The organism is Brevundimonas sp. P2_A6 (assembly GCF_056404975.1).
This window is the reverse complement of the sequence record NZ_JBFUCZ010000003.1, coordinates 173,360-187,911: the sequence shown is the minus strand read 5'-3', so window position 1 is coordinate 187,911 and position 14,552 is coordinate 173,360. Positions and strand designations below refer to the sequence as shown.

The window sequence follows — 14,552 nt, the reverse complement described above, 5'->3', positions numbered from 1 at the left end:
CCTTACGCCGCCACAGCGGGGCTGAGCCCCTCGAGGCGGTCTTCGAGTTCGTCGGCGGCGTCGCGCAGCGCCTGCAGCGTCGCGGCATCGGGGGCCCAGTAGGCGCGGTCCGAGGCTTCCAGCAGCCGGTTGGCCATCCGGGCGGAGGCCTTGGGGTTCAGCGTGGCCAGCCGCTCGCGCATCGCGGCGTCCAGCACGAAGGTCTCGCTGATTTCCTGATAGACCCAGGGCTGGACGTCGCCGGTCGTGGCGGACCATCCCAGCGTATTGGTCACCTGGGCCTCGATGGCGCGAACGCCCTCGGAACCGTGCTTCAGCTGACCCTCGAACCAGCGCGGGTTCAGGACGCGGGTGCGGGACTCTAAGGTGACCTGTTCGGCCAGGGTCCGGACCTTTCCCTCGCCCTGCGTCTGGTCGCCGATGTAGACCGGCGAGGCCACACCCCGCGCGCGCTCGGCCGACTTGGCCACTCCGCCCAGGGTGTCGACGTAATGGTCGATGGTGGTGACGCCGAGGTCGACCGAATCGAGGTTCTGATAGGCCAGGTCGATGCCGGCGAGCGCGCTGTTCAGCAGGGCGGCCTGTCTCATCGGCTTGCCGTTGCGGCCATAGGCGAAGCCCTTGCGGCTCTCGAAGGCGTCGGCGAGTTCGCCCTCCTCGGTCCAGGCCCCCGAGTCGATCAGCGAGTTGACCGAGGCCCCGTAGGCCCCCTCGGCATTGGAGAAGACGCGCAGGGCGGCCGTCTCGAAATCGCAGCCCAGCTTGGCCTGATGCTCGAGGGCGCGCTTCTTCACGAAATTCTGGTCGATCGGCTCGTCGGCCGTGGCGGCCAGCCAGGCGGCGTCGGCCAGCATCTTCATTTGCAGTGGCAGCAGGTCGCGGAAGATGCCGGAAACCGTGGTCACCACATCGACGCGCGGACGGCCCAGCTCTTGCAGCGAGACCAGTTCGGCGCCGCACAGGCGACCGTAGCCGTCGAAGCGGGGGCGCGCGCCCATCAGGGCCATGGCCTGGGCGATCGGTCCGCCTTCGGACTTCAGATTGTCGGTGCCCCACAGCACGATGGCCATGGATTCCGGCAGCGCGCCGGTTTCGAGCTTGTGCTTGGCCAGCAGCCGGTCGGCCTGGCGCATGCCGTCGGCCACGGCATAGGCGCTGGGGATACGGAAGGGATCGAAGCCGTGGATGTTGCGGCCGGTCGGCAGCATCTCGGGCGTGCGCAGCAGGTCGCCGCCCGGCGACGGCATGACGTATCCGCCGTCCAGCGCCGCGATCAGGGCTTCCATCTCGGGGTTGGACGACAGCGAGACATTGGTGGCGTGCAGGTGGCGGAACAGCTCGATCCCGGCGGTGTCCGAGCTCAGCCCGCTGATGCCAAGCGCCGTCCGCGCGTCCGCCCCGTCGACCAGGGCCTGAACCGCTTCGCGGCCGGGCTTGGGTCCCTCGCGCGCCTCGGCGACGGCCAGCAGCAGGTCGATGCGCTCGTCGCTGCTGAAGGGCTCGCCCAGCACATGCAGGCCGTTGGGGATCAGGGTCTGTTCCAGCTCCTGAAGCGTGGCGATCAGGGCGTTGACGCGGGCGTCGTCTGATCCGTCGATCAGGGCGATGTGCAGGGTCTCCGCGGCCTCGAAGATCAGCGGGTTCAGGGCGGCCCGTTCGGCCGAGGCCTCGACCTCGGTCGCGCGCCAGCGATCGACCAGGGCCTTCAGGTCCAGCAGGCCTTTATATAGACCCGCGTCGTTGATCGGCGGGGTGATGTAGCTGATCAGGGTGGCGTTCGAGCGCCGCTTGGCGATCATGCCCTCGGACGGATTGTTGGCGGCGTACAGATACAGGTTCGGCAGGTCGCCGATCAGCCGGTCGGGCCAGCAGGCCTCCGAGAGGCCGGTCTGTTTGCCGGGCATGAACTCCAGCGCGCCGTGGGTGCCGAAATGCAGCACGGCGTGGGCTCCGAAGTCCTCGCGGATCCAGCGGTAGAAGGCGCTGAAGGCATGGGTGGGCGCGAACCCGCCCTCGAACATCAGCCGCATCGGGTCGCCCTCGATGCCGAACGGCGGCTGCAGGCCGACGAAGACGTTGCCGAACCGCGCGCCCAGCACGAACAGGTCCGAACCGTTGGTCAGCGACTTGCCCGGTGCCGGGCCCCAGACCGCTTCGATGTCCTTCAGCCAGCGTTCGCGCATCACATGCTCGTTGGCCGGGATGCGGACGTGGACGTTGCCGTCGGTGCCGTAACGGACGGCGTTGCCTTCCAGCATGACCTCGCGGAGCGCCTCGACGCTCTCGGGGACCTCGACGGTATAACCCTCGGCCGCCAGACGGATCAGGGTCTTGTGCAGACTGGCCCACACCGACATCTGGGCGGCCGTTCCGGCGGCCCCGGCGTTGGGCGGGAAGTTGAACAGGACCGCCGCGATCCGGCGCTCGGCACGCTCCGAACGGCGCAGGGCGATCATCTTCTCGACGCGCTGGGCCAGGGTCCCGGCGCGCTCGGGGCAGGCCACCATGGCCTTGGCGTCCATGCCGGGGAAGGTGCAGCGACGAACGCAGCCGGTGCAGGGCGCGTCCGATCCGTCGGTGCGACCGCCGAACATCATCGGCGCGATGCCCCCGTCCAGTTCGGGGATGGCGACCATCATCGTGGCCTCCAGCGGCAGCAGGCCCTGATCACCCGCGCTCCACTGCTGGAACGACTGGAACTCCAGCGGGTGGGCCGAGACGTAGGGCACGTCGAACTTGCCGAGCGCCACGGCCGCGGCCGACGAGTCGTTGTAGGCGGGTCCGCCGACCAGCGAGAAACCCGTCAGGTTGATGATGGCATCGACGCTGGGACGGCCGCCCCGCATGAACATCGCGTTCATGGTCGCGCGGGCGTCCAGGCCATTGGCGAAGGCGGGAATGACCCGCAGGCCCCTCGACTCCAGCGCATCGATGACGCCGTCGTAGTGGGCCGCGTCGCCGGCCAGCACATAAGAGCGCAACACGACCAGGCCGACGGTGCCGCTGTGGCCGGTATGGCTCGGCAGGGCATCGGGGCTCACGGCCATCCGGGCCGCCACGCCTTGACCCATGCGGGGGTGGTAGACGCCTATTTCCGGATACTCGACCGGGGCGGCGGCCTTCATGGCGCCGCGCAAGGCCCGCCGTTCGCCGTCGGCATAGCGATCCACCAGATAGCGGACCATCGACGCCATGTTCTCGGCCGAGCCCGACAGCCAGTACTGCAGCGTCACGAAATAGGCGCGCACGTCCTGCGCGGTCCCGGGGATGAAGGCCAGGATCTTGGGCAGGCGGCGCAGCATGGCCATCTGCTTCTCGCCCGGCGCGCCGCCCGTCGCCTTGGTGTTTCCGCGCAGCTTCTTCAGCATCGCCAAGGGGCCCTTGGTCGAACCGTCCATGCGGTACGGACCCATCTTGGTCAGCTTCACGACCTCGGCCGCCGACATCATGCAGACCATGGCGTCGCAGGCTTCGTTGCGGGCCTTCAGCGCCGGCAGGACCATCTGGACGTGGTCGTCGACGAACAGCATGGAGGCGATGACGATGTCGCCGGTTTCGATGTCAGCGAGGCAGGCGTCGAGCGCCCCCTGATCGCTGCCCCATTCGGAGGCCGCATGCAGGGCGATGGTCAGTCCGGGGACAGTCCGGCGCAGTTCGGCCTCGGCCTGTGCCACCGCGCCGGCCAGGTGGTTGTCCAGGGTGACGATGACGACTCGCACCTGTGACGTCGCCACGATGGGGTTCGAGGGATCAGCGGCTGTAATGCGATTTCGCATCGTACAGCGTCTCCACCCCGATGGTCGCCAGGCCGTGCTCGGCGGCGAAGCGTTCGGTGTTCTTTCTGGCCTTGCCGCGCACGAAGAAGGGGATCTTCTTCAGCTCGGCCTCGGCGTCTGGGGCCCATTGAATCTCGGACGAGACGGACGAAACTTCCGTCGAGGCCACGGTATCGGCCGTGACCGGGGTGGCGGCGCGCGGCGACTGACCACCGTGCCCGCCCAGGTGCGAGGCACCCGCCTCGTCCGAGAACTCGAAATCGTCGCGGAACATGTGCAGCAGGTGCTCTTCCAGCCCCATGACCAGCGGATGCACCCAGGTGTCGAACAGGACGTTGGCCCCCTCGAACCCCATCTGGGGCGAGAAGCGCGCGGGATGGTCCTGGACGTGGAAGGGGGCCGAGATCACGGCGCAGGGGATGCGCAGCCGCTTGGCGATGTGGCGCTCCATCTGCGAGCCCAGCACCAGTTCGGGCTGCAGCGCCGCGATGGCGTCCTCGACCTCCAGATAGTCGTCGGTGATCAGGGCGGTCAGACCCAGGTCGGCAGCGGCGGCGCGGACGTCGCGGGCGAACTCGCGATTGTAGCAGCCCATGCCGACGACCTCGAAGCCCAGCTCCTCGGACGCCACGCGGGCGGCGGCGATGACGTGGGTGGCGTCGCCGAACACGAAGACACGCTTGCCGGTCAGATAGGTCGAATCGACCGAGCGCGACCACCAGGGCATGCGCGACGGGACGCCGTCCAGCACGGGCGCGGGGTCCAGGCCGGTCAGGGCGCAGACTTCGTTGATGAAGTCGATCGTCGCGCCGTAGCCCAGCGGCACCGTCTTGACCGAAGGCTGGCCGCACATCTTTTCGAGCTGCTTGGCGGCCTCGCCGGCGATCTCGGGATAGAGGACGACGTTGAAGTCAGCGGCCCCCAGGCGAGCGATGTCGGCGGGCGTGGCGCTCAAGGGCGCGGTGACGTTGATGTCGACGCCCATCCGTTCCAGCAGCCGGGTGATCTCGACCACGTCGTCGCGGTGGCGGAAGCCCAGCGCCGTGGGGCCCAGGATGTTGCAGACGGGCTTGCGACCCGCCATCGGCGTGCGCTCGACGGCGGTGGTCAGGTGGCGCACCAGCTGGCGGAAGGTCTCGGCCGCGCCCCAGTTTTCCTTCTTCTGATAGCTGGGCAGCTCCAGCGGAATCACCGGGATCGGCAGGCCGATGGCCAGGGCCATGCCGGCCGGATCGTCCTGGATCAGTTCGGCGGTGCAGGAGGCGCCGACGATCATCGCCTGGGGCTGGAAGCGGGCGTGGGCGTCGATGACGGCGGTCTTGAACAGCTCGGCCGTGTCGGTCCCCAGGTCGCGGGCCTGGAAGGTCGTGTAGGTGACGGGCGGGCGCTTGCCGCGCCGCTCGATCATCGTGAACAGCAGGTCGGCGTAGGTGTCGCCCTGGGGCGCGTGCAGGACGTAGTGCAACCCTTCCATCGCCGTGGCGATCCGCATCGCGCCGACGTGGGGCGGGCCTTCATAGGTCCAGACGGTCAGCTGCATCAGACAGCCCTCCGACGGATCGGGACGATGGCGTCGGACAGCCTGTCCTGGCGGTTCATGGGGCGGGCGAACAGCTCGGCTAGATCGGCCGCCTGGTCGAAGCCGTGGACCGGCGAGAAGACCAGCTCGATCGACCATTTGGTCGTCAGGCCTTCCATCTCCAGAGGGTTGGCCAATCCGAGGCCGCAGACGGACAGGTCCGGCCGGGCGGTGCGGCAGCGGTCCAGCTGGCGATCCACGTCCTGGCCTTCGCTGAGCATCGTCGAGGACGGCAGCAGCGCCAGCTCCTTGTTCAGGTGCGTGCGGTGCAGATAGGGCGTGCCGACTTCCAGCGGCATCATGCCCAGCTCGCGCGACAGGAACCGCGCTAGCGGCACTTCCAGCTGCGAGTCGGGGAAGAAGAAGATCGACTTGCCTTCCAGGGCGGGCCGGACCTTTTCGAGCGCGCGGGCGGCGCGTTCGCGGCCCGGCGCGACGACCGAGCGGAACAGCATCTCGTCCACACCGAACGCCACCGCCGCCGCGTGCAGCCAGTCGGTCGTGCCCTCGGCCCCGAAGGGGAACAGGGCGTCCAGCCGGACCGCGCCGCGATCCTCCAGCGCCCGCGCCGTATCGCCCAGGAAGGGCTGGGCCACCAGGAATCGGGTATTGGGGCCGACGCTGGGCAGGTCGGCGATCTTGCGGGCCGGCAGGGCGTCGACGCGGTCGATGCCCATGGCGGCGAACAGGCGGCGGAACTGGTCCTCGACCACGTCGGGCAGGGCGCCGACGATCAGCAGGGATTGCGCCGCATCGGCCGGGGCCTCGGCCATCTGTGGGACCAGGGCGGCCAGGCAGGCGTCCTCGCCCTGGGTGAAGGTCGTCTCGATTCCGCTGCCGGAATAGTTCAGGACCCGAACGTTGGGGCTGTGCTTTTCGGACAGCCGACCGGCGGCGCGCGACAGGTCCAGCTTGATGACCTCCGACGGGCACGATCCGACCAGGAACAACAGCTTGATGTCGGGACGGCGCGCCACGAGCCTGTCCACAACGCGGTCCAGCTCATCGTTGGTGTCGGTCAGGCCGGCGAGATCCTTCTCCTCCATGATGGCGGTGGCGAAGCGCGGCTCGGCGAAGATCATGACGCCGGCCGCCGACTGGATCAGGTGGGCGCAGGTGCGCGAGCCGACGACCAGGAAGAACGCGTCCTGCATCTTGCGATGCAGCCACACGATTCCGGTCAATCCACAGAAAACCTCGCGTTGTCCCCGTTCGCGCAGAACCGGCGCGGTGGCGCAGCCGCCGATGGCCGGGGCCGCTTCGAGGGCGAAGGCCTCGCTCACGCGGCCACCATCGTCGATTTGGCGGGCGCTTCCAGACGCGCCATCCGCAGTTTCCAGATGAACTGGACCGCGTTGACGACGTAGGTCGCATAGGCGGCGAGGGCGAGAATGAGCTGCTCGCGCGGCGATCCGATATGCAGCAGCACGGCGCCCAGATAGGCGGTGTGCAGGGCCAGGACGAGCATCGAGAACACGTCCTCCCAGAAGAAGGACGGAGCGAACAGGTAGCGGCCGAACACGACCTTTTCCCAGACCGCGCCGGTGACCATGATGGTGTAGAGAAGCGCCGTCTTGATCAGCACCGAGACGGTTGCGGCAAATGCGCCCTCGCCCGTGCCCAGATACCGCAGGACCAACACCACACTGATGCCGAAGGCCAGGAACTGGACCGGGGCCAGGACGCCCTGCACCAGGGTCCAGACGGTGTTGTCGCGGCGCGCGCGTTCTTCGGGCGTATACAGTGGACGGGTCACCATGCTGATGCCCGCGCCGACGTCCGAGACACTGTGCTGACCGGTGTGCGCGGTCCACGGACAGGGGGCCACGCGGTCGATCAGGCCGCTGAAACGCCGGCTGAGCAGGCCCCGGACACCTCCTGAAGAAGCACCGCCGTGGCCGTCTGAATGGTGGATCGCGCTCGATGACATCGACCGACTCCGGTCGCCCCCCGATAGAGGCGATAACGAAACCTAGGTCCGTCGCCGGGCATGTGTCAAATAGATTGGACGTAAATCTAGATTGACACTTCAGTCTTAACCGCAGGGTTGACTCGGCACGGGATCGGTGGACCCAATGTCGCTTGTAAGTGGAAGTGACGTGCGTGCGTGGATTGCCGAAGACCCATTGAGATCGCCGTTCAGGCGACGGGTCCGGACCAAAGCGCGAGACGATCCGGGGGCCTCTCCCAAGAGGCGCTCGGTTGGATGAGGAAACACTTCGCCGGGTGGATGGGGATCACGCCTGACGTAAGAAATCACGCTCCGGGGAGGAGGGTCGATGGCCTACGTTCATCGCGCTGAAGGCGCGCCAGATCGGACCCCGCCACCCACGGGCGACGGCGACAATGTGGTCCGCTTCAGGCGCTCCGAGTTCGGAACGTCCGGCGTTCCCTCTCCGATCGATCTGGCTCAACTGATCGAGGGCGAGATCATTCCCCGCCTGCTCGCCGCCCATCAGAACGGCGGCCCCCACGAAGTCATCCCCATGAACCTGGGTGTCGTCGATCCGGCCGAGCTGGAAAGCTTCGCGCGCCAGACGATGACGCTGGAGCTGCCAGCCCTCGTCGATCAGGTCGAGCTTCTGGTGCGCCGCGGCGTGTCCGTGGAGGGGATCTATTTCGACCTGCTGTCTCCAGCCGCCAAGTTGCTGGGCGAATGGTGGGAGCGGGACGTCTGCACCTTCGCCGACGTGACGGTCGGCCTGTGCCGCCTGCAGCAGCTGGTCTACGAATACGCCGATCGCGTCCATGTCGAGGGCGGCGGCGGCGACGGCCGCACGGCCCTGTTCGCCCTGACGCCTGGCGACCAGCATTCGCTCGGACTCATCATGGTGGTCGAATATTTCCGCCAGGCCGGCTGGCGCACCGTCTGCATGCCCGACGCCACGGCCCGTGACCTGGAGGAGATCGTCCAGACCGAACGGTTCGATCTGATCGGCTTCTCCATGGCCAACGAACGCTGGCTGGAACCCCTGACGCCGCTGATCGCCCGGCTGCGCGCGGTGTCGCGCAACGCCTCGGTCCGGGTCATGGTCGGGGGGCGCGCCTTTGCCCAGAATCCCGATCGCGTCGCGCTGGTCGGCGCCGACCAGACCGCCGGCGATGCCCGCGAGGCGGTTCAGACCGCGGCGCGGCTATTCGCCTCCACCCACTCCGCCGCTTGATCAAGCGCCACCGGACCCGTAATGGCGATAGATGACCATCCTTTCGTCCCCGTCGGTCACCATACCGTTTCGGCAGCCGAAGACGGCGCTTGAGGGACTGACGGCGGAGACGACCGCCGGAGTGGTGGCCGCTGCCAGCGACATCGCACTGGTGCTGGACCGCGAGGGGATCGTTCGGGATTTGTCGGTTTCTTCCAGCGACTTGGCCCGCAACGGCATCGGCGACTGGTTGAACCAATCCTGGATCGAGACGGTCACGGGCGAGAGCCGCCACAAGATTTCAGAGATGCTGGCCGACGCCGTTTCGGGCAAGCCGGCCCGCTGGCGAGAGGTCAATCACCCCGCCGACGACGGCGACGTTCCGATTCGCTATTTCGCCTTCAGCGCCGGTTTCGATGGCCGGGTCATCGTTCTGGGCCGCGATCTTCAGGGATCGGCCGTGCTTCAGCAGCGATTGATCCAGGTCCAGCAGTCGGTGGAACGCGACTATCTGCGGCTTCGCCAGGCCGAGGCCCGCTATCGGCTCCTGTTCCAGAGCGCGGCCGAGGCTGTGCTGATCCTCGACGCGCCCACCCGCAAGATCCGCGAGGCCAACCCCGCCGTCGGCCGGATCGCCGGTCGCGATGACGGCACCGTGGTCGGCCAGTCCTTCACGGCGCTGCTGGATGCGGCCAGCATCCCGGCCGCGATCGACCTGCTCGACGGCGCCACCAGCAGCTCGGGTAGCCAGGCCATCAAGGTGAAGCTGGCCAATGGCGAGACCTGCTTGTTGTCCGCCTCGATGTTCCGCCACGACCGGACCTCGTCGCTGCTGGTGCGACTGACCCCCGATACCATCGCCCAGGGTATCGACCCGAACGCCACCCTGACGGCAGTCCTCTCGCGCATTTCCGATGCCTTCGTCGTCACCGACACCGACCTGCGCATCCTGACCGCCAACCCGGCCTTCCTGGATCTGACGCACCTGGCCAGCCGGGAGGAGGCGACCAACCTGCCGCTGGAACGCTTCCTGGGGCGGCCTCAGATCGATTTGAAGATCATGTTGGCGCAGTTGAAGGACCACGGGGCGCTGCGCAACTTCGCCACCGTCATCCGCAGCCAGTTCGGCGATCAGGAAGATGTTGAGGTCACCGCCGTCGTGGTCCCGGACGATGTTCAGCCGACCTACGGCTTCAGCATCCGCAACGTCGCCCGCCGCATGGCCCCGACGCCCGTCGCCCCCGCCATCGGTGGCGCGGTGTCGCAGTCGGTCGAGCAGCTGACGCACCTGATCGGCCGTGTCCCCATGAAGGATATCGTGCGCGAATCGACCGACCTCATCGAGAAGCTGTGCATCGAGGCGGCCCTGACCCTGACCTCGGACAACCGCGCTTCGGCCGCCGACGTCCTCGGCCTCAGCCGCCAGAGCCTGTATTCCAAGCTGCGCCGCTACGGTCTGGGCGACCTCGCCGACTGATCTGATCCTGCGACCGATTCTGTCGCAGGGCTGCGGTAGAGTGCGGACCGTCGATCGCGCCGTTCTGTGTCGGTTGGAGAAGTAGAAGTCGGTTTTTCGCTCTCTAACTCCCGCTTGACGCTTCGGACTGTCAATCCAGATTGACACTTCTTGCTGTCCGGTGGACGGTGGCCCATGGCCAGCACGCTCGATACGCCTTCGATTTCCGTGCCCTCTCCGGCTGCCGTGCTGGAGCTGTTCAAGCCCGTCACATGGTTTCCCCCGATGTGGGCCTTCATGTGCGGCGTCGTCTCGTCGGGCATGCCGTTCCAGGGGCGCTGGCTGTTCCTGATCGCGGGCATCGCCCTGACCGGACCCCTGGTCTGCGCCACCAGCCAGGCCGTCAACGACTGGTTCGACCGCCACGTCGACGCGATCAACGAGCCGAACCGGCCGATCCCGTCCGGCCGCATTCCCGGCCGCTGGGGCCTCCATATCGCGGTCATCTGGACTGGGCTGTCCGTCTTCGTCGCGGCCCTGACCGGCCCCTGGGTGCTGGGCGCGACCCTGCTGGGTCTGGCCCTGGCCTGGGCCTACAGCGCGCCTCCTTTTCGGCTGAAACGGGACGGCGTGGCCGGGCCCTTCGCCGTCGCCCTGTCCTACGAAGGCCTGACCTGGTTCACCGGCGCGGCCGTCATGGCGGGCGCGCTGCCGCATGCGCCGGTCCTGATCCTGGCCGCCCTCTACAGCTTCGGGGCCTACGGCATCATGGTCCTGAACGACTTCAAGGCGGTCGAGGGCGACCGGCTGCTGGGCCTCAAATCCCTGCCGGCCGAGCTGGGCACTGACGCCGCCGCGCGCATCGCCTGCGCCGTCATGGCCGCGCCCCAGGTCATTGTCGTGACCCTGCTGTTCGTGGCCTGGGACCGTCCCTGGCACGGCCTGGCCGTCGGGGCGCTGGTGGCGATCCAGTTCGGACTGATGGCCCGTCTGCTGGGCGATCCGAAGAAATACACACCCTGGTACAACGCCACGGGCACCACCCTCTATGTCATCGGCATGCTCGTTTCGGCCTTCGCCGTGCGTGGCCTCATCGGAGCGGGCGCATGACCCAGAAACCTCTCGGCTGGCTTGGCATCGTGCGCCTGGGTCTGGTCCAGACCGCTCTGGGTTCCATCGTCGTCCTGACCACCTCGACCCTGAACCGCGTCATGATGGTCGAGCTGGCACTGCCCGCCGTCCTGCCGGCCGCCCTGGTCGCCTGGCACTATGCGGTGCAGCTGTCGCGGCCGCGCTGGGGCCATGGATCGGACGGCGGCGCGCGCCGGACCCCCTGGATCATCGGCGGCATGGGCGTCCTGGCCATGGGCGGTCTGCTGGCCGCCAATGCCACGGCCCTGATGAGCGGGTCGCCGGTCATGGGCATCGTCCTGGCCATCATCGCCTTCACCCTGATCGGCGCGGGCGTCGGCGCGTCCGGCACCTCCCTGCTGGCGCTGCTGGCCACGCGCGTCACCCCGACCCGTCGCCCGGCGGCGGCCGCCATAACCTGGATCATGATGGTCATGGGCATCGCCGCGACCGCCGGGATCGCGGGCGGGATGCTGGATCCCTTCTCGATGCAGCGGCTCGCGACCGTGTCCGGCGTCGTCTCGCTGGGGGCCTTCCTCCTGACGCTCGCCGCTGTCGCCGGGGTCGAGAAGACGCCCGAGGTCGCCGCCGAACCGGCCGAACCCAAGGTCGATTTCAAGGTCGCCTTGACGGAAACCCTGGCCGACCCCCAGGCCCGGCGCTTCACCCTCTTCGTCCTGATCTCCATGATCGCCTACAGCGCCCAGGACCTGATCCTGGAGCCGTTCGCCGGTCTGGTGTTCGGCATGACGCCCGGCCAGTCGACCCAGATGTCGGGCATGCAGCATGGCGGCGTCCTCCTGGGCATGATCCTGGTGGGGGCGGCGGGCGGCTTCGTCGGCGGGCGTGGTCAGGGCTGGATGCGCGGCTGGACCCTGGCCGGTTGTGGCGGCTCGGCCCTAGCGCTCGCAGCGCTGGCGATCGCCGCGCGGGTCGGACCGGGGTGGCCGATCGCGCCCACGGTCTTCGCTCTCGGCTTCTTCAACGGGGTCTTCGCCGTCGCCGCCATCGGCTCGATGATGGCCCTGGCGGGGCGGGGCAAAGGCCGCCGCGAGGGCATCCGCATGGGTGTCTGGGGCGCGGCCCAGGCCGTCGGCTTCGGGGCGGGCGGCTTCTTCGGGGCCGTCGCCGTCGACATCGGCCGCCGGATTTTCGCTCAGGACGCCAGCGCCTTCGGCCTCGTCTTCGCCGTCGAGGCTGGTCTGTTCATCGCTTCGGCCGTCATCGCCGCCCGAATGGGTGCCGGTGCTCCGGCCCCTTCCTCAATGCCTCAGATCGGAGCCCGCCATGTCCAGGCCTGAACCCGGCATCGTCGCCGAGACCTTCGACTGCGTCGTGGTCGGGGGCGGTCCCTCCGGCTCGACCGCCGCCCGCCATCTGGCGTCCCAGGGTCGCACCGTCCTGCTGCTGGATCGCCAGGGCCGCATCAAGCCCTGCGGCGGCGCCATCCCGCCCCGGTTGATCAAGGATTTCGACATTCCCGACAGCCTGATCTGCGCCAAGGCCAACGAGGCGCGCATGATCGCCCCCTCCGACCGGCGCGTGCATATGCCGATCGAGGGCGGCTACGTCGGCATGGTCAACCGCGAGGCCTTCGACGAATGGCTGCGCGCCCGCGCCGAAAGCGCCGGGGCCCAGCGCCGCACCGGCACCTTCGACCGCATCGAGCGCGAGGCCGACGGTTCGGCCCTGGTCCTGTACCGCCCCGCCGGCGCGGCCAAGGACTCGCCTCCCATCGCCGTCCGTGCCCGGACCGTCATCGGGGCCGACGGCGCACGCTCCAACGTCGCGGCCCAGGCCGTGAAGGGGGCCGACAAGCAACGCTACGTCTTCGCCTATCACGAGATCATCAAGGCCCCGGCCACAGGCACCGCCGACTTCGAGGCCCACCGTTGCGACGTCTGGTATCAGGGCAATCTGTCGCCCGACTTCTACGCCTGGATCTTCCCGCACGGCGACACCGCCTCCATCGGTGTCGGTTCCATGCAGAAGGGCTTCTCGCTGCGGACCGCCGTGACCGCCCTGCGCAACGTCGCCGGCCTGACCGACTGCGAGACGGTCCGTACCGAGGGCGCGCCCATTCCGCTGAAACCCATGAAGCGCTGGGACAATGGCCGGGACGTGGTCCTGGCCGGTGACGCGGCCGGGGTCGTCGCGCCCGCGTCCGGCGAAGGCATCTACTATGCCATGGAGGGCGGGCGTCTGGCCGCCGAGGCGGTCGAGGCGACCCTGGCCACCGGCAAGCCGGCCGCGCTCCGATCCGCCCGCAAACGCTTCATGAAGGCCCATGGCAAGGTCTTCATGGTGCTCGGGATCATGCAGCATTTCTGGTATCGCTCCGACAAGCGGCGCGAGCGGTTCGTCGGTCTGTGCGATGACCCCGACATCCAGGAGCTGACCTGGCAGGCCTATATGAACAAGGAGCTGGTCCGGGCCAAACCCGCCGCCCACGCCCGCATCTTCTTCAAGGACATGGGCCACCTGCTGGGCCTGCGCCCGGCCTGATCGAAACAGCATGAGCGGTTTCTTCGCCAGCGGTCACGCCGTCGATCTGATCCTGGTCATCATGGCGATCGAGGCGGGCGTCCTGCTGGCCACCCGCCGCATGGTACCCTACGCCCTGCTGCTGGTCTTCGGACCGGGCGTCTGCATCCTGCTGGGTGCCCGCGCCGCCCTGGTCGGGGCCGACTGGTGGTGGATCGCGCTCGCGCTCGCCGCCTCCTTCCCCCTGCACCTTCTTGACCTGCGTCGTCGCCTTTCGCGCTGACCCCAAACGAAAAAGGCCCCGGCGTTTCCGCCGAGGCCCATATCTTCAAGTGATCGAAGCGATCAGGACTGCGTCTTCAGATAGGCGATGACGTTGGCGCGGTCCTGCGGGTTCTTCAGCCCGACGAAGCTCATCTTCGTGCCGGGGATGTAGGCGCGCGGGTTTTCCAGGTATTCGAACAGGGTCTGCTCGTCCCACACCTTGCCGCTGTTCTTGTTGGCGGTGGAATAGTTGTAGCCCTCGATGATGCCCGAGTGGCGGCCGACGACGCCGTGCAGCGACGGACCGACGCGGTTCACACCGGCTTCGATCGCATGACAGGTGCGGCATTGCGCGAACGTGCGCTGACCGGCAGCGGCGTCGCCCGTGAAGCTGGCGAACTGCAGGGTCGCGCCGGGCGCAGCAGCCGGAGCAGCGGCAGGCGTGGTGGCGGGTGCGGTCTCGGCCGGGGCTGTCGCCGGTGCCATGGCATCGGCGGCCGGCGCGGCGGCGGTGTCCGCGGCGGGCGCGGGAGCAGGCTCGGAGCCCTTGGAGCAGGCGGACAAGCCGAGCAGGGCACTTGCGGCCACCATGCTCACGATACCAAAACGACGCATAAACAGCTCCCTGGATTATAGTTGGGCTGAGAATAGACCCGCCCCTCTTGCTGTCAACTGCGGTGGACACCCCGAGGTTCCTCCAAAGCACAGTCATAGCGCCG

11 protein-coding genes are annotated in these 14,552 nt (G+C 68.2%); 6 read left to right on the top strand and 5 right to left on the bottom strand.

Annotated features, from left to right (window positions below):
* Positions 1 to 2: 2 nt before the first annotated feature.
* From AC1DW4_RS09905 to bchF, 4 genes are read right to left on the bottom strand one after another with little or no spacing between them, the layout of a single operon-like run.
* On the bottom strand, positions 3 to 3,776 hold the full coding sequence (locus tag AC1DW4_RS09905) for a magnesium chelatase subunit H (protein ID WP_477017092.1): 3,774 nt from the start codon (positions 3,774 to 3,776) through the stop codon (positions 3 to 5).
* Positions 3,751 to 5,316, bottom strand: coding sequence for a ferredoxin:protochlorophyllide reductase (ATP-dependent) subunit B (gene bchB / locus AC1DW4_RS09900; protein ID WP_477017091.1), 1,566 nt, complete (start codon positions 5,314 to 5,316; stop codon positions 3,751 to 3,753). The genes AC1DW4_RS09905 and bchB overlap by 26 nt, the downstream gene beginning before the upstream one ends.
* Positions 5,316 to 6,638 (bottom strand): ferredoxin:protochlorophyllide reductase (ATP-dependent) subunit N, encoded by a 1,323-nt coding sequence (locus AC1DW4_RS09895; RefSeq protein WP_477017090.1) that lies wholly within the window; start codon positions 6,636 to 6,638, stop codon positions 5,316 to 5,318. The genes bchB and AC1DW4_RS09895 overlap by 1 nt, the downstream gene beginning before the upstream one ends.
* Positions 6,635 to 7,285: a 2-vinyl bacteriochlorophyllide hydratase gene (bchF, locus tag AC1DW4_RS09890; RefSeq protein WP_477017089.1), complete on the bottom strand. Its 651-nt coding sequence runs from the start codon at positions 7,283 to 7,285 to the stop codon at positions 6,635 to 6,637. Before bchF ends, AC1DW4_RS09895 begins: the two co-directional genes overlap by 4 nt.
* A gap of 349 nt (positions 7,286 to 7,634) precedes the next feature.
* On the opposite strand from bchF, the gene AC1DW4_RS09885 reads away from it, so the two are divergent.
* The 6 genes from AC1DW4_RS09885 to AC1DW4_RS09860 all read left to right on the top strand — a co-directional run bounded on the left by AC1DW4_RS09885 (position 7,635) and on the right by AC1DW4_RS09860 (position 13,852).
* The gene (locus AC1DW4_RS09885; RefSeq protein WP_477017088.1) at positions 7,635 to 8,519 is read left to right on the top strand and encodes a cobalamin B12-binding domain-containing protein; all 885 of its coding nucleotides are present in this window, start codon (positions 7,635 to 7,637) and stop codon (positions 8,517 to 8,519) included.
* A gap of 31 nt (positions 8,520 to 8,550) precedes the next feature.
* The gene (ppsR, locus tag AC1DW4_RS09880; protein WP_477017087.1) at positions 8,551 to 9,975 is read left to right on the top strand and encodes a transcriptional regulator PpsR; all 1,425 of its coding nucleotides are present in this window, start codon (positions 8,551 to 8,553) and stop codon (positions 9,973 to 9,975) included.
* A gap of 174 nt (positions 9,976 to 10,149) precedes the next feature.
* On the top strand, positions 10,150 to 11,064 hold the full coding sequence (gene chlG, locus AC1DW4_RS09875) for a chlorophyll synthase ChlG (protein ID WP_477017086.1): 915 nt from the start codon (positions 10,150 to 10,152) through the stop codon (positions 11,062 to 11,064).
* Positions 11,061 to 12,386 (top strand): BCD family MFS transporter, encoded by a 1,326-nt coding sequence (locus AC1DW4_RS09870; protein WP_477017085.1) that lies wholly within the window; start codon positions 11,061 to 11,063, stop codon positions 12,384 to 12,386. The genes chlG and AC1DW4_RS09870 overlap by 4 nt, the downstream gene beginning before the upstream one ends.
* Positions 12,373 to 13,590: a geranylgeranyl diphosphate reductase gene (locus tag AC1DW4_RS09865; RefSeq protein WP_477017084.1), complete on the top strand. Its 1,218-nt coding sequence runs from the start codon at positions 12,373 to 12,375 to the stop codon at positions 13,588 to 13,590. The genes AC1DW4_RS09870 and AC1DW4_RS09865 overlap by 14 nt, the downstream gene beginning before the upstream one ends.
* Before the next feature lie 10 nt (positions 13,591 to 13,600).
* Positions 13,601 to 13,852 carry a hypothetical protein gene (locus AC1DW4_RS09860; protein ID WP_477017083.1) on the top strand — a complete coding sequence of 84 codons (252 nt, stop codon included), beginning with the start codon at positions 13,601 to 13,603 and terminating at the stop codon, positions 13,850 to 13,852.
* 62 nt (positions 13,853 to 13,914) lie between these two features.
* On the opposite strand, the gene AC1DW4_RS09855 is transcribed toward AC1DW4_RS09860, so the two are convergent.
* Entirely contained in the window at positions 13,915 to 14,448 is a 534-nt protein-coding gene (locus AC1DW4_RS09855) for a c-type cytochrome (RefSeq protein WP_477017082.1), read from the bottom strand.
* Positions 14,449 to 14,552 lie beyond the last annotated feature (104 nt).